The sequence below is a fragment of the Paenibacillus sp. Marseille-P2973 genome (assembly GCF_018101095.1).
Lineage (GTDB): Bacteria > Bacillota > Bacilli > Paenibacillales > Paenibacillaceae > Fontibacillus > Fontibacillus vini.
The window spans coordinates 384538-403341 of the sequence record NZ_JAGQEH010000002.1 but is presented as its reverse complement, the minus strand read 5'-3'; the positions used below and the strand labels follow the sequence as shown (position 1 = coordinate 403341).

At 38.0% G+C, this 18804-nt stretch carries 21 protein-coding genes and 1 pseudogene; 19 read left to right on the top strand and 3 right to left on the bottom strand.

All coding sequences use genetic code 11. The features are described from left to right. The first annotated feature begins 8 nt into the window (after positions 1 to 8). Positions 9 to 1337 carry a type I glutamate--ammonia ligase gene (gene glnA / locus KB559_RS05440; protein ID WP_211020692.1) on the top strand — a complete coding sequence of 443 codons (1329 nt, stop codon included), beginning with the start codon at positions 9 to 11 and terminating at the stop codon, positions 1335 to 1337. A gap of 74 nt (positions 1338 to 1411) precedes the next feature. Here the strand turns inward: glnA and KB559_RS05435 are convergent. Beyond that, positions 1412 to 2581 (bottom strand): annotated as a pseudogene (locus KB559_RS05435) (tyrosine-type recombinase/integrase). A 325-nt stretch (positions 2582 to 2906) separates the two neighbouring features. Between KB559_RS05435 and KB559_RS05430 the strand changes: the two are divergent. Both KB559_RS05430 and KB559_RS05425 read left to right on the top strand, forming a co-directional pair. After that, the gene (locus tag KB559_RS05430) at positions 2907 to 3596 is read left to right on the top strand and encodes a hypothetical protein (RefSeq protein WP_211020691.1); all 690 of its coding nucleotides are present in this window, start codon (positions 2907 to 2909) and stop codon (positions 3594 to 3596) included. A gap of 1125 nt (positions 3597 to 4721) precedes the next feature. Beyond that, positions 4722 to 4925 carry a hypothetical protein gene (locus KB559_RS05425; RefSeq protein ID WP_211020690.1) on the top strand — a complete coding sequence of 68 codons (204 nt, stop codon included), beginning with the start codon at positions 4722 to 4724 and terminating at the stop codon, positions 4923 to 4925. Between the two features lie 103 nt (positions 4926 to 5028). On the opposite strand, the gene KB559_RS05420 is transcribed toward KB559_RS05425, so the two are convergent. Continuing rightward, positions 5029 to 5907, bottom strand: a complete 879-nt coding sequence (locus KB559_RS05420; RefSeq protein WP_211020689.1) for a hypothetical protein — start codon at positions 5905 to 5907, stop codon at positions 5029 to 5031. A 566-nt stretch (positions 5908 to 6473) separates the two neighbouring features. Between KB559_RS05420 and KB559_RS05415 the strand changes: the two genes are divergently transcribed. The 11 genes from KB559_RS05415 to KB559_RS05370 all read left to right on the top strand — a co-directional run bounded on the left by KB559_RS05415 (position 6474) and on the right by KB559_RS05370 (position 14529). Further along, positions 6474 to 7241, top strand: coding sequence for a nucleotidyltransferase domain-containing protein (locus KB559_RS05415; RefSeq protein WP_211020688.1), 768 nt, complete (start codon positions 6474 to 6476; stop codon positions 7239 to 7241). 505 nt (positions 7242 to 7746) lie between these two features. Beyond that, a complete protein-coding gene (locus KB559_RS05410) occupies positions 7747 to 8052 on the top strand; it encodes a hypothetical protein (protein WP_211020687.1) in 306 nt (101 codons plus the stop codon). Positions 8053 to 8317: 265 nt separating this feature from the next. Next, positions 8318 to 8791 (top strand): GNAT family N-acetyltransferase, encoded by a 474-nt coding sequence (locus tag KB559_RS05405; protein WP_211020686.1) that lies wholly within the window; start codon positions 8318 to 8320, stop codon positions 8789 to 8791. A 196-nt stretch (positions 8792 to 8987) separates the two neighbouring features. Continuing rightward, positions 8988 to 9266, top strand: a complete 279-nt coding sequence (locus KB559_RS25070) for a DinB family protein (protein ID WP_247681588.1) — start codon at positions 8988 to 8990, stop codon at positions 9264 to 9266. Beyond that, complete coding sequence (locus KB559_RS25065) at positions 9263 to 9502, top strand: DinB family protein (protein WP_247681587.1); 240 nt, start codon at positions 9263 to 9265, stop codon at positions 9500 to 9502. The genes KB559_RS25070 and KB559_RS25065 overlap by 4 nt, the downstream gene beginning before the upstream one ends. A gap of 324 nt (positions 9503 to 9826) precedes the next feature. Next, a complete protein-coding gene (locus KB559_RS05395; protein WP_211020685.1) occupies positions 9827 to 10417 on the top strand; it encodes an AAA family ATPase in 591 nt (196 codons plus the stop codon). Positions 10418 to 10632: 215 nt separating this feature from the next. Then, on the top strand, positions 10633 to 11016 hold the full coding sequence (locus tag KB559_RS05390) for a VOC family protein (RefSeq protein ID WP_211020684.1): 384 nt from the start codon (positions 10633 to 10635) through the stop codon (positions 11014 to 11016). A 64-nt stretch (positions 11017 to 11080) separates the two neighbouring features. Next, positions 11081 to 11551 (top strand): SRPBCC family protein, encoded by a 471-nt coding sequence (locus tag KB559_RS05385; protein ID WP_211020683.1) that lies wholly within the window; start codon positions 11081 to 11083, stop codon positions 11549 to 11551. A 72-nt stretch (positions 11552 to 11623) separates the two neighbouring features. Beyond that, positions 11624 to 12151: a GNAT family N-acetyltransferase gene (locus tag KB559_RS05380; protein ID WP_247681586.1), complete on the top strand. Its 528-nt coding sequence runs from the start codon at positions 11624 to 11626 to the stop codon at positions 12149 to 12151. 56 nt (positions 12152 to 12207) lie between these two features. Further along, positions 12208 to 12630, top strand: a complete 423-nt coding sequence (locus KB559_RS05375; protein ID WP_211020682.1) for a GNAT family N-acetyltransferase — start codon at positions 12208 to 12210, stop codon at positions 12628 to 12630. Positions 12631 to 13506: 876 nt separating this feature from the next. Beyond that, the gene (locus KB559_RS05370) at positions 13507 to 14529 is read left to right on the top strand and encodes a phosphotransferase (protein ID WP_348772890.1); all 1023 of its coding nucleotides are present in this window, start codon (positions 13507 to 13509) and stop codon (positions 14527 to 14529) included. Between the two features lie 229 nt (positions 14530 to 14758). Here KB559_RS05370 and KB559_RS05365 read toward each other — a convergent pair whose 3' ends face one another. Beyond that, on the bottom strand, positions 14759 to 15445 hold the full coding sequence (locus KB559_RS05365) for a class I SAM-dependent methyltransferase (protein WP_211020680.1): 687 nt from the start codon (positions 15443 to 15445) through the stop codon (positions 14759 to 14761). Between the two features lie 157 nt (positions 15446 to 15602). On the opposite strand from KB559_RS05365, the gene KB559_RS05360 reads away from it, so the two are divergent. The 5 genes from KB559_RS05360 (at position 15603) to KB559_RS05340 (ending at position 18753) form a co-directional block, all read left to right on the top strand. Then, complete coding sequence (locus tag KB559_RS05360) at positions 15603 to 16319, top strand: HEAT repeat domain-containing protein (RefSeq protein WP_211020679.1); 717 nt, start codon at positions 15603 to 15605, stop codon at positions 16317 to 16319. 3 nt (positions 16320 to 16322) lie between these two features. Then, positions 16323 to 16670, top strand: a complete 348-nt coding sequence (locus tag KB559_RS05355) for a hypothetical protein (RefSeq protein ID WP_211020678.1) — start codon at positions 16323 to 16325, stop codon at positions 16668 to 16670. Positions 16671 to 16841: 171 nt separating this feature from the next. Beyond that, positions 16842 to 17267, top strand: coding sequence for an NUDIX hydrolase (locus KB559_RS05350; protein WP_211020677.1), 426 nt, complete (start codon positions 16842 to 16844; stop codon positions 17265 to 17267). Between the two features lie 139 nt (positions 17268 to 17406). Continuing rightward, a complete protein-coding gene (locus KB559_RS05345) occupies positions 17407 to 17916 on the top strand; it encodes a GNAT family N-acetyltransferase (protein WP_211020676.1) in 510 nt (169 codons plus the stop codon). 36 nt (positions 17917 to 17952) lie between these two features. Beyond that, positions 17953 to 18753, top strand: coding sequence for an aminoglycoside phosphotransferase family protein (locus KB559_RS05340; RefSeq protein ID WP_211020675.1), 801 nt, complete (start codon positions 17953 to 17955; stop codon positions 18751 to 18753). Positions 18754 to 18804 lie beyond the last annotated feature (51 nt).

Genomic DNA, 18804 nt, shown 5'->3' with positions numbered 1-18804 from the left:
AGGTTATATTGAGTTATTCAAAAGAAGACATTTTACGCATTGCCAAAGAAGAAAATGTTCGCTTTATCCGATTGCAGTTTACAGACTTGCTCGGGACGATCAAGAACGTGGAAATTCCCGTCAGTCAATTGGAAAAAGCGCTTGATAACAAAATGATGTTCGACGGTTCCTCGATCGAAGGATACGTTCGTATCGAAGAATCCGACATGTATCTTTTCCCTGACCTGGATACCTGGGTAATCTTCCCTTGGGTTACGGAAGACCGCGTTGCCCGCTTGATTTGCGATATTTATATGCCTGACGGCACACCGTTCGAAGGCGATCCGCGTTATATTTTGAAGAGAGCTTTGAAAGAAGCGGAAGAGCTTGGATTCACATCCATGAATGTAGGTCCCGAACCGGAATTCTTCCTTTTCAAAACCGATGAAAAAGGCAACCCGACCATGGAGTTGAATGACCAGGGCGGTTATTTCGACCTTGCTCCTACGGATCTTGGAGAAAACTGCCGCCGCGAAATCGTTTTGACGCTGGAAGAGATGGGATTTGCCATTGAAGCCTCCCACCATGAAGTAGCGCCTGGTCAGCATGAAATTGATTTTAAGTATGCAAATGCAATTAAAGCAGCCGACCAAATTCAAACTTTTAAACTTGTCGTTAAAACGATTGCCCGTCAGCATGGTTTGCATGCGACATTCATGCCTAAACCGTTGTATGGCGTCAGCGGTTCGGGAATGCACTGTAACCAATCTCTGTTCAGAGACAAGACTAACGCCTTCGTGGATGAGAGTGATCCGCTTGGTTTGAGCAAAGAAGCTCGCCATTACATGGCAGGGATTCTGAAGCACGCAAGAGCTTTCACTGCGGTAACAAACCCGACTGTAAATTCTTACAAACGTCTGGTTCCAGGTTACGAAGCTCCTTGTTACGTCGCTTGGTCTTCCAGTAACCGCAGTCCGATGATTCGTATTCCAGCTTCCCGCGGACTCAGCACACGTATCGAAGCCCGGAATCCGGACCCTGCAGCCAATCCTTATCTTGCCTTGGCTGTTATGCTTAAAGCAGGCCTCGACGGCATTAAGAACGAATTGCCGCTCGCAAAACCGATTGACCGCAATATCTACGTGATGTCCGATGAGGAACGCGTGGAAGAAGGCATCCCAAGTTTGCCTGCCAACCTGAAGGAAGCTCTCGATGAGCTGATCCGCAACGAAGTCATTTGCGAAGCTCTAGGTGATCATGCTTTGACTCACTTCTTCGAATTGAAAGAAATCGAGTGGGACATGTTCCGCACGCAAGTTCACCAATGGGAACGCGACCAATATATGACGCTGTATTAATAGAGGAATCCCTTGCGCCGTAAGGCGTGGGGGGTTTCTTTGTTTGGGGGCGTTTTAAAAGGATGGGGTGATGATTAGTGATTGCCCCCATAATGCCCCTCTATTTCAGAAGAAGGACTTAAAATGTTTTTTGTATACTCCTCAAATCTCTCGATGTTCCGTTCCTCAATTTTTATAGAGATGTGAGAGTAAACGTCCGAGGTGATTTGGATGCTACCATGACCTAGCTGCTCCTGAACATATCTCATGTCAGCTCCAGCTTCGAGTAACAGGACAGCGCAGGTATGGCGGAGAGAGTGGATAGGAAGCTTTGGCAGACTTGCTCGTTTACAAATACGTTCAAAGGCATTAAACAGGCTGGACTTTGGCATGAAGTTTCCGTCTTCGCGGCAAAGGACCAAGTTCAGGTCGTGCCGATAAAGATCGGGAAGGTTGAGCTTGTTCTGGTTCTGCCAATTTGCATGAAACTTCAAATCATTTATCAGCGACTGGCTAATTCGAATTGTACGGGTAGACCGGTATGTCTTCGTATTTCCGAATAGCTCGGAATTGTCTTTGGCTGTGAAGTCGAGAGTCTCGCCAATTCGGATCGTCCGCTTTTTTAAGTCAATGTCGGTCCATCTTAGCGCTGCTGCTTCGCCTTTTCTAATTCCCGTTTCGATCATAACTATAAAAAACATCCAATAGATATAGCCATACTTGTGTGAAGCTTGCAAGAAAGCAGGAATGGCACTATACGCAATAAATTTGATTTCGTTCCGGCTATCCTCGCCTTTGATTTCTACACCAATACAAGGATTATTCTGTATCTTCAGAAGTGTGACAGCTTTTTTCATGGCGTTCGTCATCGTGGTATGGATGATCTCAACGGTTCGCTTACTCAACGCGCCTGATAGGTGGTTCAGAAACTTCTGGTACATCTCCGGGTTTAACTCGCTGAGCATTAGATTCCTAAAATATGACTTAATGTGGTTGTTGACGTTGTTTTCGTGCAGTATAATTGTGTTTTTTGAACGGTGCCGCGCTTATACTCATTCAGCCAAACGTCCAGATAGTCAGCCAGGCGCTGATCTTCGCTTAGACCATACCTTGCTAAGCTTTCGCAAAAATTCCGCAGCAGCCATCTCCGCCTCTGGCTTTGTCCGAAAACCACGTTCAGACTTCTCTCTAGGCTTTTTTGTAAAATGGTCTTTGTACTTAAGACGGTATTTCCATCCGGTAGAGTGTTTTTTGTAATTAGCCATAATTCCCTCCTTAGTAAGAACATACGTTCTGTTACTTGGGTATGTGAAAACGCCTTGCGGCGGTGAAAGCGCAAGTAAAAGTTAGTAAAGATGGTGTAGTTCTTTTGGGATACCACAACGCATCTGCAATCCTAATATGTAAGAGAAAAAGTCAGAAACGTAAAGTTAGAACTTTACGTTTCTCTCCGCTTTGGGACCATCCAAGTCTACCGCTCTTTTCCTATTAATTATTCACAAGACTTTCACAGCTTTTATCTTTACAATAATATGGTTGTAGTGTTATTTTTTAATAGAAATTATACTAAAATATGGAGGGGATGTTTTTATGAGGAAGCACAAGTTATTTATTTCACTAAGTTTGGCGCTTATTTTTATGATGAGCACAGTAATGGGGGCGTCAGCTGAAAGTATTGATACCTCAGCAAAAGTAATTGGTAATAATGAGAATAACATCACTTATTCTGGAATAATTGAACTAGAAAGAAGCGACTTTGATAAGATATTTGAAAGTGATGGACCTGTATATTTAGGGGATGGGTTATGGGCTGAAGAATTAACATATGAGGAAATGGCTCAACAAATAGCTAAAAATAGAAACGTATCTGAAAAATATGTTAGGAGCTTATTAAGCGAAAGATCTTCTGAGCCAAATTACTATTATACACACTTCTATCAACAGTTTGAGGTTGGTGATACTGGTTGGTTCCCGCAAATAGACTTTTATATTAAATGTGAAGGAATATATAGGGACTTCATCAAAGTTGAAGATCTTAATCTCATTAGATCATATAATTATATATCCAAACAATTTACCGGAAAGTTGCAGGCAAAGGTCGAAGATGTCAAAAGTATTTATTGGGTCATAAATGGTGATTTTTATAATAATGGCACTACAAAACAATCATTTAGTGGAGGAGTTTCAGCAAGTGATTATGCCACGTTGAGTTTCTCTATTGAAAGTCAAAACAACCATTTTGGATATGTATATAAAACTGGTAATTTAAGAAATAGATAAAATGAAATAATCAACTATAGGATGGTAGTCGTGAAAAATAAATTACTAACATGTATCGTAGGAATTTTAACAGGTTTTTTTGTTCTGTTCATTCCTAATTATGTCGCCGAAACCATGTATGATTCTCCTTATGAAGGCGCTTTTTATATAACGTATTTTATTATAAAATGCTTATTTTTATTGTTAGGAGTATCGATAATATCATATGGTATCTGTTTCATTATAAATAAACGTGATTAGAGATAATCGCTGCTGGCTAAGGAGAAAAGTATAAATTAAAAAAGCCCACGGAACCTATAGTTTCGTGGGCTTAAATCCGTAGTTTAACCGTTGTATAAATATTTTACAATTTAATCAAGCCAACCATAGGTATTATGTAACTTTTGAAAATGATGTGGTGGCGGTCACTAAGGCCAAGGGAGCCGAGAAGGCCGAAAAATGTGCAATATTCCCTTGCCCATATCAAATTAAAAGAGGTAATTCACAACCTTCCTCCATAGCCGTCCCTTATGGGAAGGCATTTTTAATGATGTATAGCCGAAAGTCATAACATATATTACTTTCATTTAACCGAATACTCCACATCTAGTTGTACGCGAAGTTGACATTCAAGCGTACCGCTCATACCCTCCCCCTGGGCAACCGTGATCCCAGCGGCTCAAGGTGTGGATCGGGAAGGCTGCCGCTGCCTTAGTAAATGGGTGTACATAAAATAAGGAGTTGATTGGATGGATTTGAGGAGGATTTACAAAGGATTCTTCGTATTTGGCTGCATTCATTCGGCATCAGCGCTAATCCTGGCGCTATGTAATTACTATCTTCCAGCGGCTATATTGGTGGTAACTGGCGCGTGTTTAGTATGGTCGGCAGTGTCGTACAGAAAATGTTACATTGAGTCACTAAAACTGTCTCGATAGGAGCTGGTGCTTATGGGGTTGGAACACGAGTTGCTTAATCAAATGCCTTGGTATCATAAACTCTGGTTTATTCCTGTTGATGTTGTCATTGTTTACTGTGTAATTGAAGTGTGGAATTATTCGAAATCTATACTTGGTCGCTAATAGGCGGATATTTTGCAGGGAAATACCACTTGATGTCGAATAGTGATGTCGGGAGGATGAATATATGAGACTTACGCAAGTAGATTTGTGGAATACATTGCAAGGAGACAAAATTCTTGGTTTGTTTGGTGTTTTATTAATCTGGGCATTGTTATGTGCTGGTGTAGCTAAACAACTTTCTCTTAGCAAAAAATCGGCCGGCTTTGTTGCTTCGGCAGGATGTTTGCTAATCTTTTATTTCTGGATGAAATATATAATTAAATTTTGAAAGTGAAAATAGTTACCTGGACTAAAGTGGGACTGACCCCCTTTGGGCTTCAAGGGTTTTTTTATGCCATATCATTACATGACGACTGATATTGTTTATCTTGCTATTGGTTTTCCGTCATTTTTTTGAAAATTGGATAATTGTGAATTGCAATTCCGTTGAAGCCGATGTGTTCCAGATAATAATCGATGATCGTATTTAATTGCTGGTTCATATAATGTATACCTTTATCATAGTACGTAATTTCATTAGGGATACTGCCGCCGTTGGGTGGGCTGGTCTCTGCACCGATATAGATGCTCTTGCCTATGCTTGCGGCGTAATCGGCTTCCGCCTGGGCAGCACGAATCTGTCTTTCGCCCGTGTCACGATATGCCATGACAGTTGCGGTATCTACGATGTCTAATACGAAATAACTCAGCGGCTTTCGTTGTCCGCCGGTCTCCACAATAACCGGGTTTTCCCCATTTGCATACCAGCTCGGAATGGCTGCATTAAACTCCAGTGGATCCTTGCTTTCGGCAATTTCCTTCGCGATCCGTTTCAATAGCTGCAGATATTGATAGCTTACCGAGCCTCTCTTGGTCTTGAATTCAGGCAGGGTGTGCGGCTCAACATCATATTGGATTCCGTCAAATGTGTTATTAGGATGAGATGCATTGAAGGAAAGAACTTGACGAACTTCTTCCAATGCTTCGCGATGTTTGCCTTCCAGCGCCCAATTCGCTCTTCCTACTACAGCAAACACCCTAATTCCTTCTGCATGCGCCCTTTGGATTAGTTCATCATACGTTGCCGGTTGATCCGGCAGCGTTTTTCTCGTCCCAATAAACAACAAGTTAATCTCATGTTCATTCAAAAAATTGAGCAATTGGCTGATCTTATCCGAATCGGATGCCGCTTCATAAAAGTCCCAGGCCCATAAAGCTTTAGAATGGCCATTGTCCGCTCTAGCCAGCGAAGGGAACAGGTTCATTACCATAAGACAGAACGCTAAAAAAAGGATGGGTGTCTTGTTTCTCATCAGTTGTTCTACTCCATTTCTTTTATAAAAATATGTTACTCCTATACACAAAGACCACATTATCACAAAAATGCAGTCAGACGAATGATCTGTTGGGACTAAATAAGGTTGATGGACTTAAGTAGCAAGCATGAAGGGGAAGCAGAGTGATCCTGTGGGAATTGAAACCTGTACTGTGAAATTTAAAGCAACCAGGTCCTATATAACGGGCCTTCTCAATTCGGAGGATTTAGCAGCTGTTCGTCTAATATACATATTTGTAGATTATTATGAAATCGTAGATTAAGGCATGTGAGGGGAATTGGTGAATTCGGGGAAGGGACGTTAGCCGAAACTTCCTAGGTCAAGAACATATAGATAAACCCTCAAAGCCAGAAGCATCTAAGGTCGAGATCAGATAAGGGCATATGAAGGTACGAAGTTGATAAGCCAGGTTGTAGATTCAGCGGGATCATCCTACTACGTCGGACGTAGAGAATCAAAAACGTTAGCCGAAAGAAGTTCTTAGTTTAGGAGGAGTCTATATGATATTAGAAAAAGTTATAAATAGAATTGTAATACAAAGTGAATATAAGGATTTTGTTGATAAGTATATAGATAGTATACTTACCGAATTTAAAGGTAAGATTCATAGCATTTATATGTGTGGCTCGATTCCAAAGGGAACTGCTAAGCCTTTTAAGTCAGATGCAGACTTTACTATTGTATGTGTAAATCCCAAAGATATTGATTACGAAAGATTGTCAAATATTAAAGACAGGCTTTTGGAAGAATATCCAGTAGTAACTAAGATTGATACGATAATTTGCTCGATTGACGACGTATTAAGTAAACCGAATGAGTGGGGTTTTTGGGTTAAGATAATTTGTGTTTGCATATATGGTCATGACGTTGGTGAAAAAGTACCACCGATAATTATTTCTCCAGAGTTCATTTTAGACTTAAATACAGAGACCAAGGAGGAAGTAGATCGTATACATAGTTTACTTTCTAATGCTAGTGATAACACAATGAAAACTAGATATATTAAAGGTTATTCTAAGAGATTAATTCGTGCATTATACTCTTTGGTTTTAGAAGATACAGGTGTATGGCAAGATGACATTTTTAAGATGAAGAATGCCATATTAAACTATTGCGAGATTAACCCCGCTTTAGTTGATTATCTGTATGCTTGTTACTTGGATAGTAATGTACTTGTTGAAGAGTTTCTGGGAATTGCAGATGAAGTATATAGCTATTTTGAGAACGCCTTAAATACAATGGCTGCTTCCAGAACTTCCTTCGGCTAACACCACGTTGACTCTCGGGGACACTCTGAGAAGCGAGTGACCCTATCCAGTCCCCCAAGCCTGTCGGGACGTCACTGCATTAAAGCTTCGGCAAGCACTACAACTATAAGCAGCGGCTCTAAAGGGCCATGACGCAAAACGTTAGCCGAAATTCCTAAGTTCAGAACATATGGGTAAAAATTCAAAGCCAGAAGCTTCTAAGGTCAAGATCGGATAAGGGATAAGGAGATCAAGACATATTCGTTGGGTAACTCGAAAGAAGAGGAAGCATCGGCTAACACCACATTCACGCATCGGGGCTAACGCCCCTTGGTCCCAGAAGTGAGGAGCAAGGAAGCGATGGCCGGGACACATCCGCACCGACTAACCGCATTGCGGTCGGCAGCAAGCTGCCTTAAGTCGGTGAGACGTCGTGAATGCAACAACGTTATATGACATGGGCTAAACACGATAAAAATAGAAACAGAAATAATTGAAAAATCTAAACATGAAAGGGATAAAATACATGCCCAAATTAGTTTGTGCTTGTGGAAATTATATACATAATTTAAGTGCCATTCCTGATGATGGTTTTATTATTGTTCATGATAGAGAATATGAAGATTTAATAGAAACGGAGAATCTAAGAACAAATTTAAGTGCCGAAAACCCAGAAGAAGGAACCAAAGAATGGGAGAAAATAATAGGTGCAGATGCAAAAATTATGAATATTACAGAAAGAGTCTATGAATGCCCAGTATGCAATAAATTAATGTGGTTAAGGAATGATGGAAAAACATATATTTATGAATTGAAAGAACTTCTTGTATAAATACAACAAAGACTTATTAAAGATGAATAGATACGTAATACATTGTAAGTAGCGCTTTGTAGAGCCCACGTCATATAACACCGAATTCTCCCTGTGGGACTATCGCCCCTTGGTTGTCAGATGCATCATCATGGAAGAAGCTCAGACAACAAACGACCCAGCATAAGATAGGAGCTATCTAAGGCTGGGTCGTTTCGTGAATACTAGAACGTTAGCTGAAATCATGTTAAATCGATAGATTTACTTTAGAAAGTGGTGGACAGGGATGATTCAAATAAAGAAATGCACTCTTGATGATTATGATATCGTTGAAAATTTATTTAAGAGACTGATTAATGAAATTATTATTAAGACAACAGGAGATCCGAGTCTGTTTAGTTTGTCTGATACAAGAGAGGCATTTAATCAAGGCTTGGAACAAGGAATTTACTCGGTGTTTATGGCGATAACTGGTGGTCAAACAGTAGGTTTTATTTCAATGTGCGAAAGTTTTTCGCTATACACTGACGGTAGATTTGGAATTATACAAGAACTATACGTACTTGAAGATTATCGCTCAATGAATGTCGGTGGAGAATTATTAAAGTTTGCAGTAGATTATGGCCAGGAGAAAGAATGGAAACGACTTGAGGTATGCACGCCACCTATACCAGAGTTTGAAAGAACATTAGGGTTCTACAAGAAGAATGGATTTTCAATTACAGGTGGAAAGAAACTAAAGATAATGATAAGCGAGTGAGTTGTTCAGTAAAGAACATGACTTCAGCTAACACCATATTCACGATTTGGACATTGGCCCTCAATCCGGCAGGAATTAGATGAGGATTCGGAGATGGATAGGCAGATTAGAGACTACTTTTTATTTCATGAAAATTAAGCAATATACTATGAAAGTGAGAGATTAGAGAATACCGACTAGGAGGAGGTAATTGTTGATGAAAAGACCTGTACAGGGAGAGTATCCGGATTTTTATGATGCTTATATAAAATTGGTGCCTGAAGGGAATATACAAAATATTCTCGCAGAACAACAGAAGGCTGTAGAAGATTTCATTCCAACGATACAGGATTCCCAGGTGGATTTCCGTTATGCTCCAGGAAAATGGAGCTTGAAGGAAGTGTTTGGGCATATCATCGACACGGAACGGATTATGAGCTACAAGCTTCTCCGAATCGCCAGAGGCGACAAAACACCACTTGCGGATTCGAAGTGAATGCCTATGTAGAGAACGCCTATTATGATCAGCGCAATCTGGCTAACCTGCTCGAAGAATTCGTGTCGGTGAGAAGAGCGACCCTGTCGTTAATAAACGGATTAGCTGAGAAAGCGTCGGAGAGAGTTGGAGTCACTAATGATAAGCTGGTTACAGCTCGTTCGATAGCATTTATAATTGCGGGGCATGAACTGCACCATTTGAATATTATAAAGGAACGTTATTTGGCGTATTGATAGAACTAAGGATTAAATAATTTATAAATTGAGTTATAGAGGACGAGAAAGGACACTGAACTGAAGTCAGTGTCCTTTAGTTGAATGCTTTATTAGAACATTCAGGAAATTATGTAGACGATATGGGCTAAGTAAAATGAGCAAGCGAAGAAGCAATAAGAAAGTAATATTGTGCCTAGCTGAATTGGCGTGTGGTACAATCAGGAAAAGGAACCAATAAATTAGTTGGTGTAATAGGTAGGTGTATCGGAATAGGGTTGTGTAGAAGATAGAGATACGCCTTATATAGAGGCACCGCGATACATCAAACGAGAGGTGAAGCAATTGATCTTATGGATTAACGGGGCATTTGGATCGGGTAAGACTACAATTTCTTTCGAATTGCATAGAAGAATACCGAATTCGTTTGTTTATGATCCCGAAAACGCGGGTTATTTTATAAGAAAAAATGCACCAAAACAAATCCTGAAAGAAGACTTTCAGGATCATGTTATATGGAGGGAGATTAACTACTCACTTCTTAAAACTATAAGTAATGAATTTCCTGGAATAATTATTGTTCCAATGACTATAGTAAATCCTCAATATTTTGATGAGATTATTGTTAAGTTAAGAACGAATGGAATTGAAGTTTACCATTATACATTACTTGCAAGCCGCGAAACATTATTGAAGCGATTGAGAAGTCGTGGAGATAAGAAGAATTCATGGCCTGCAAAACAAATTGACAGATGCATCTCTAACTTATCTCAGGATGTATTTAAAAAACATATTTATACGGATAATCTAAAAGTTGACGAAATAATAAATCAGATTGCAAAGGAATCTAACATTGATTTGCATCCCGATAATAGAAGCTTCATAAAAAAGAACATGGATCAATTAATAACAAAGATAAAACATATAAGATTTTAAAGTAAGACGAAGAAGGCAATAACATCACCTAACAACAATATTCACGCTGTCGGGGCTACCGCCCCTTGGTTGCCGGATGTATAATCATGGAAGAAGCTCAGACAACAAACGCCCCAGCCTAAGATAAGAGAGCTATCTAAGGCTGGGCGTTTTGTAAATACAAGGACGTTTTATGAAACCCCGGAAAAACCTCAAAAGAAAGGACGTTGGAAATTTTGAAATTTACTGGAGTGTGTTTAATTACGGATGATGTAATCAGCCTAATGGATTTTTATAAGAATATATTACAAGTTGAGGCTGTAGGGGATGAAGTTACAGCACGCTTAGGTGTCGAGGGGAGCTATCATATTGATATTTGTTCCAAACAAGGGATGGAGAATTTGGCACCAGGCAGTACAAGTGAAATTGGTCATGGTGGATGTACTCTTGAATTTGAAGTTGATAATGTTGATGAAGAATATGAAAGACTTAAGAATCAAAACATCAAATTTATTAAACTCCCCAGTACTTATCCATGGGGAAGGAGATCGTTTTGGATTCAAGATTTGGATGGAAATATAGTAAATATATTTACAAACGTAAATAGGGGCATTGCATAACACCGAATTCACCTCAGTAACACCACGTGAAAAATCTAAACAAACATCGCGAAAGGAAGATAATATGGAATTCTTTAACCAAGAACCGATTGTAAGATCTGAAATGCTTATTAGAAAACCAATCGAAGAAGTATTTGAAGCCTTTATAAACCCAGAGATTACAACGGAATTTTGGTTCACTAAAAGTAGTGATCGGTTAGAAATTGGAAAGCGTATTCTTTGGGAATGGGAGATGTATGGCGTCTCGGATGAAATCTACGTGAAGGATATTGAGAAAGACAAACGTATTCTTGTTGAATCGTCGGATGGAACTAAGATCGAATGGCATTTTACCCCAAGAAGTAATCATGAGACTTTTGTTTCGATTGAAAACTACGGATTCTCAGGAAATACTGAGGAGGTCTTAAACCAATGTATTGACTCAATGGGAGGATATACGATAGTACTGTGTGGACTAAAAGCTTTCTTAGAGCATAAAATCATACTCCTTAACCTAGTCATGGATAAAGCTCCTGATGCCCATGTGAGCAAATAGTATTAAGGATAAGTTCAAAGACTGAGACATTCTATAACAATGACTAAAAAATGATGGAAACTAGGTGTCCCATTGATCCTTGAAACCAAGAGACTTATTTTAAGGGATTTCTATAAAGAGGATTGGATAAAAGTTCATCAATATTGTTCGGATGAAGAAGTCACTAAATATACTTATTGGGGACCCAATTCTGAAGATCAAACAAGGGAATTTATAAATAAGAATATTGGAAGCCAACATATTGTCCCGAGAACGAATTATGAATTGGCAGTAATAGATAAATCTAATAACGAACTAATTGGAAACTGCTGTATTAACGTGGACGGATCTAATGCAGAGATTGGGTATTGTATTTCTAAAAATTATTGGGGTTGTGGTTATGCGACAGAGGTTTCCAAAGCGCTTTTATCATATGGATTTAAAGAATTAGGGATAGAACGTATTTATGCTACATGCAGACCAGAAAATTTGAGATCTGCAAGGGTTATGGAGAAAATCGGAATGAAGAAGGAAGGACATATCAGAGATCATTTCTATACCAGAAATAGATGGTACGACTCCTATTTGTATTCAATAATTAAACTGGATTTCGAAGATTAACAACGATTCACGGATTCTGTGTAAGAATTTTAATACAATTGTTTAGGGGGATTTTCGTGGAGGTCTTTTTCAAAGAATATCAAATAACGGATGACAAAGAGAAAATAAATAGGCAAGTAGTTCTGGACTACTTGGCCCAAAGTTACTGGGCTAACAGAAGAACACCAGAGCGTATATTAAAATCTATTGACAACTCACATTGCTATGGAGTGTACCATAATGAAAAGCAGATAGGATTTGCACGGGTGGTCACAGACGAGGCAACAGTTTATTACTTATGTGATGTATTTGTAATAAAAGAGTATCAGGGGCAAGGCATCGGAAAGAAACTGATTGAAATTATTACTAAGTCAGAAGAATATGAATGGATGACAGGAATACTGGGGACCCTAGATGCCCATGGATTATATGAGCAATATGGTTTTGAGAGAGATTCAGAACGTTTTATGAGAAGGATACCTCAAGGAAGAGAAACATAGTTTGTAGATGTATAAATCATGAAGAAGCTCAGGTAACAAATGACCCAACCTGAGACAAGAACTACCTAAGGTTCGGGTGTTTCGTAAATACATGCATGTTAAGCGAATTAGATTTACTAAAGGAGAATATCAAATGGATCTAAATCAACTTAAAGAGTGGTCCAGGGAAAATAAAATCAAGGAAGAAGTGATTAAATAGTTTTGGGGAGCATTCAACAATTATCAAACAGAGGACCCAATTGAATTAAATGAATACTTTAATGACTTTAAACAAGAATTAATTAGCATTACCTGTAGTAGGCTTTCTATGACTTTAAGAGATTGGGACAATATAGATACATGCTTTATAACATAAACGGGGAGACTTTTGACGATTATTTAGTTTGGGAATAAAAATATTGTATGAAACTCAGTGGAATCAGACAGACAAACCTGAACTGGCAAAGTCCGTAGGACATGTAGCTGATGCCCCTTAAGCTTGTTAGATTTGTGAGTGCAAGAGTGTTAGTGGAAAAATAATATCAAAAACTTAGAGAAGGTATAAAATTAATTATGGGGCAAATTAGTAATAAAGGTTGTTATGCAAATCGTATTTATCCAGAGCCACATGGAACAAGTTTTTTCAGAAAGATTTAATGACTTAAGAACAAGTTGAACAACTATTTGACTTTTGTCAGACTCTCGAAGCTATTATCTACGATGGATTCCCATTATTATATGAAATTAATAATAAGAGTGATTGGTTTGACTGTTCAAGTTTAGAAGATTATAAGGAACACATAAAGGCCTATCGAAATGATATTAAGAAGGGAGGGGCGAAGTAATACTGGGTACGTTATCGGAAACCAAGTCAAAAGAAAGAAAGGACCTTTCATAGTGAATTATCAATACAATTTTCAGTTTGAATCATTGTGCAATTCATTAGAACTTGGCGAATTAATCACTCCACCTAAAGCTATTTCAGGTGGGTTGTTACATAGAATGTTTGCCCTACAAACTGCCAAGGGGAAATATGCTGTCAAAGCCCTTAACCCCCATATAATGGCAAGGCCAACAGCGTTGAATAATTATATTACATCGGAAAGAATCGTTAGCACTGTATCCAATTACATACCCGCTCAACCGGCGAAAATATATAACGGAAGATTTTTGCAGAAGATTGACAATCAATATTATATGATTTTTGACTGGATAGAAGGGAACTGTTTGAAATCTCATGAGATCACAAAGGCTAATTGTAAGAAGATAGGATCAATTCTTGCTGATATTCATAAGATAGATTTTTCTCAGGTCGGCGACAGTAGATTCAATGAACTTTCTAAAGGGATTCAACAAATTGATTGGAACTTCTATTTAAATAAGGGGAAAGAGATTCAATGTGATTGGGTAAGGCTCTTATCCAATAATATTGAACAATTATATTTATGGAATGAAAAGGCCATGAGGTCTTTAGAGAAGTTAGCATCGGAAAGTGTATTTAGCCACAGAGACTTAGAGCCTAAGAATGTCATGTGGAGACATGGAAGTCCTATTTTAATTGATTGGGAGTCAGCCGGAGAAATAAGCCCAAAGCACGATTTGATCGAAACTGCTGTTTACTGGTCTATGAATGAACGGAGTGGAATTGACAAAGATAAATTTCATGCATTTATTAGAGGGTATCAAGAATGTTATGGAAGTGTAGATGCTGATTGGAGAACTGTTCTAGAACTTGGCTATTTAAGTAAATTAGACTGGTTGGAATATAGTCTAAAACGTTCATTGCAGATTGATTGCACAGACGAAACTGAGCAGGAAATGGGAACAAAACATGTAACAGGAACTATAAACGCACTGAACGAATATGAGGATATGGTTTCTGTTTTAGAAACCTGGTTACACAATTTAAACGAAACATAGATTAAATCGAGAAAGGCACTGAAATCCATTAATATTATATTCATGATGTATGCCTGACACTCCTTACCTTCCAACTGATAATTCGAGAAAGTGGAGTCAATCATGAACCCTACGAGGCTAACTACGTAAGCGCAGCTGACTCCTGTCGGGAGCCTTAAGCCTCTCGTGTTCGTGAATACAAAAATGTTTTCGGATACCGCTATATAAACACTTCTAAAACAAATCAACCCTATATTTTTCTAGCGAACATTACCACAAAATTATTGTATTTGTAAATACAATCCGCATCTGAGAACCCAGCGTCAGTTAGCCATTGTAACTGTTGATCAAGTGTAGACATTCTATCAAGTTTTGTTCTCTCAATGGCAGATGAGATCTCGGTTTGGTCAAGTCCAGAATTATGAATGTAATTTAGCCAATCCGCTTTGTATAGGTTATCTAAGTACTCGGTGGTTCCGAGCACTTGATCAACATTTATGAATATGCTGCCTGGGTTCATAATGGAATACAACTTCTGAAATAATTCTTGTTTTTCATTATCGGTCAAGTGGTGTAAAGAGAGTGACGATATTACCAAATCAAATTTTTCACTGTATTCGAATTGCATGTAGTCACTTGCGAAATACTTAATGTTCGAGTGAACACTGAATCTTGTTTTAGCAATTTCAAGCATACCCTCAGATAGATCAATCAGTGTCAGTTTTGACTTGGGGTATTTTTGAAGAATAAAACTGGATAGGAGTCCAGTTCCTGCACCTAAATCCAGGACGGTTGGAGAATCATTCTTTGTAACAGCTAATGCAGTAGCAGTTCCATAGAGATCTTCAAAGCAAGGGATCAGTTTTTTTCTTTGCTCGTCGTACTTAGAGGATATATTATTAAATTGCTGTTTTATGTCGAACTTGTCATTCATCATATAATCAGCCCCTTACTTATTTTAACTTCATGGTATAGTAAAACTAAATCAATAACCAATATTTGTAACCGATTAAACCGATAGGCTGTATCTATAATAGTTAATCGGCCGGCCATAACGTGTAATGGGGAGAAGTCATTTTTTAAGGAGCGGATTTATGTTTATAGATCTTTTAAAAAAACTCAACATCACATTACCTGTTGAATTAGTTGAGGAATTAGAAACTCACAAAAAGAAACAGAAGGATCAAATTTTCTTTTTAAGATTAATGGAAAGTGACGAAATAATTGAAGTAGCTGAGTTTATGTCTGAAATTGAGGTTTATCAAGATATTATTCCTTTATGGACAGATGATAATTCGAACTATATAGGCGTATATATTCAGGGTGCATGCAAATACAGGATATGTTATATCAATCATGAAGAAACGGATTTATCTCCAGGTTTTAGAAGTATAAGTTCATTTATAACTAAACTAGGGCTGCATCCTAATTTTGATTGGGATGAATTGGAGAAGGACTACCCTTCAGAAATTGAAATTAGTAGTACTGAGATGGATGAAGACCTCAGTTGTATTGATGAGTTAAACAATTTGATAAGTTCTAACCAACTCGAAAATGATGATATTCGTTGTCAGTATATTTTTTCAATCATGGCTCTAACACCGATAAAACATCTTGAATCATTAATAAAATATTTAGATGATGAAGATATGTATGTTCAAGAGAAAGCATGTGAGATTATCGGTTTTCATAGATACATACCAGCCAGAGAAAAGTTATTAGAGGTTTCCAAAAATGGGATGCATAATGGGAAATTAGCAGCCAAAAGAGCATTAGCAAGAATAAGAGAAAAACAAAAAGAAGAAATTTGAAAAATGAAGTTTATCCACGAAGGTTTTGCGTGTGATGTTGATACTTTTTATCATAATCAAGATATTATTATTAGATTTTATGATGGAACCAGGGAGCAAGAAGAGAGTGATATTATTAATTTGGTTTTTGTAGATCCTGGTTATGGATATCTGCTTATTAAAAATAAGGGCGAACACTCAGCTCTGTTAAGTGGCTTTTTAGATGAGGATGTATTTAGTACCGATGAAATAGTTGATGCTGCAATTAGTTTCATTGACAATTTATCTCCTAATTCAAAGAATAAATATATGCCCTATCATATAGAAAGATTTAAAAAAACGAGTTTTGTTGAATACAATGGTGAGTATTAAGCGTATTTACGTTATATAATCTTGGAAGCAGCTCAGACAACAAATGCCCCAGCCTAGCCTAGATAAGAGCTATCTATAGGCTGGGTCTTTTCGTGAATACCAAGAAGTTAGCTGAAACCTGCGGATAGCATATAAAAATGAATAATTAAAAACTTTTAAAAGGAGTAAAAGATGAATCCTCCAAAACATATCGTTTCTGCAGCTGCTGTTGTAATAAATGATAAGAATGAATTGCTGCTTATTAAAGGACCAAGAAGAGGTTGGGAAATGCCTGGAGGACAAGTTGAAATTGGGGAGTCCCTTACACAGGCAGCAATCAGAGAAACAAAAGAAGAGTCAGGAATAGACATAGAAATCATAAAATTCTGTGGGATTTTTCAGAACACTGGAAATTCCATTTGTAATACTTTATTTTTAGCGAAGCCGATTGGTGGGGAACTAATAACAACAGTGGAGAGCTTGGATTCCGGATTTTTCCCAATAGAAGAGGCACTAGAAATGGTTAGTTGGAAGAACTTTAGACAAAGAATAGAGTTTTGTTTAAACCCTGAAATTCAGCCATTTTGTATTGAGTTTAATGACGAGATGAATATTTGATAGTATTTCACTTAAGCCGAAGGCATCATCTAACAGCATGTTCACACATCGGGAATAAGTGCGATCGAAGCATTAGATATATATCTGGATGAAAAAAGAAATCGAAGGTTTTAGTGTTGGGCCGTAAGGGAGGGATTCGATGGAAATTAAAAATTCAAATATTCAGATCGAAGTTCACCGGGCAACAGAAGAGGATAGTCAGGTCATCCTTGATCTTTGGAGAGGATCTGCTGAATGGTTACAATTAAAAGGAATTAATCAATGGAATCCGGATGATTTTAATATTAATCAAGTTCATGAATGCTTCAGCAAAGGGTATGAGTTTTATTTAGCTCGATTGAATGAAGAAGTCGTAGGAACAATATATATTTGTTGGTCGAATCCTGTTTTATGGGGAGAGCTTGATAATAACGAATCAGGATATATACATAGATTTGCGGTAAATAGAAACCATATCTCGAGGGGAATAGGAAGACAATTAATTACTTGGGCTGAAGATTATATTAGGGGTTCAGGTAAGGGCATTAGACTTGATTGTATGGCTGAGAATGCTAGATTGAACCAATATTATCTTGATCTCGGATATAAATATATAAAACTCTTAAATTGGAGTAACGGGTGGAAAATTAATTTATATGAGAAGAAGTGATGATAGTAAATAACAGATTGCTCGAGGAGGAACAACTTGAACCATATTGGACAGGGTAGGACGGCTGATATTTTCGAATATAAAGATGATAAAATCATAAAGCTTTATAAGAAGGATTTTCCAGAGGATGCCATAAATCAAGAATTTCTTATCAGTAACTTCGCTTATTCTCTTGGTATTCATACTCCCCAACCGTTCGAATTAAAGGACCTAAACGGTAGGCAGGGTATTATTTTTCAACGTATATCTGGTTTAACTTTACTAAAAATGATGACTATGAAGCCTTGGTCCATCAATAAACATTCCAGAACATTAGCGACATTACATTCTGAATTGCATACTCATGATGCGGCTGGAGCACTAAAAAAACAGAAGTTAGTACTTAGTGGAAACATAAAAGCTACCCCACTCCTTACAGAAGAAGAGAAAGAGAAGATAATCAATTATTTAGAAAGTCTACCTGACGATAATAAGCTTTGTCATGGTGATTTTCATCCGGATAATGTGCTATTTGACGGTGATCATTGGATTGTTGATTGGATGACTGGAATGTCAGGTAATCCCGCTGGTGATGTTGCTAGGACTGTTCTTCTTTTCAGCCTTGGTTCGATGCCAGATGGTACTCCCGGTATAATTAAAACTATCGTTAATTTTCTAAGGAATAGGATGAAGTCTGAATACATAAAGAAATACCTCTCTATTACGGGAAAAGATTTCTCTGAAATTGATAAATGGGTTTTACCAATAGCTGCAGCAAGATTAGTAGAGTGGATCCCTAAAGATGAACAAGACGGATTAGTAACCTTAATAAAGGATAGATTGAGGGCGATTTCTTAGAAAGGCGCTACTGCGTTTAAGAAAGCAGGGAAACAACACTCAACTAGAGGA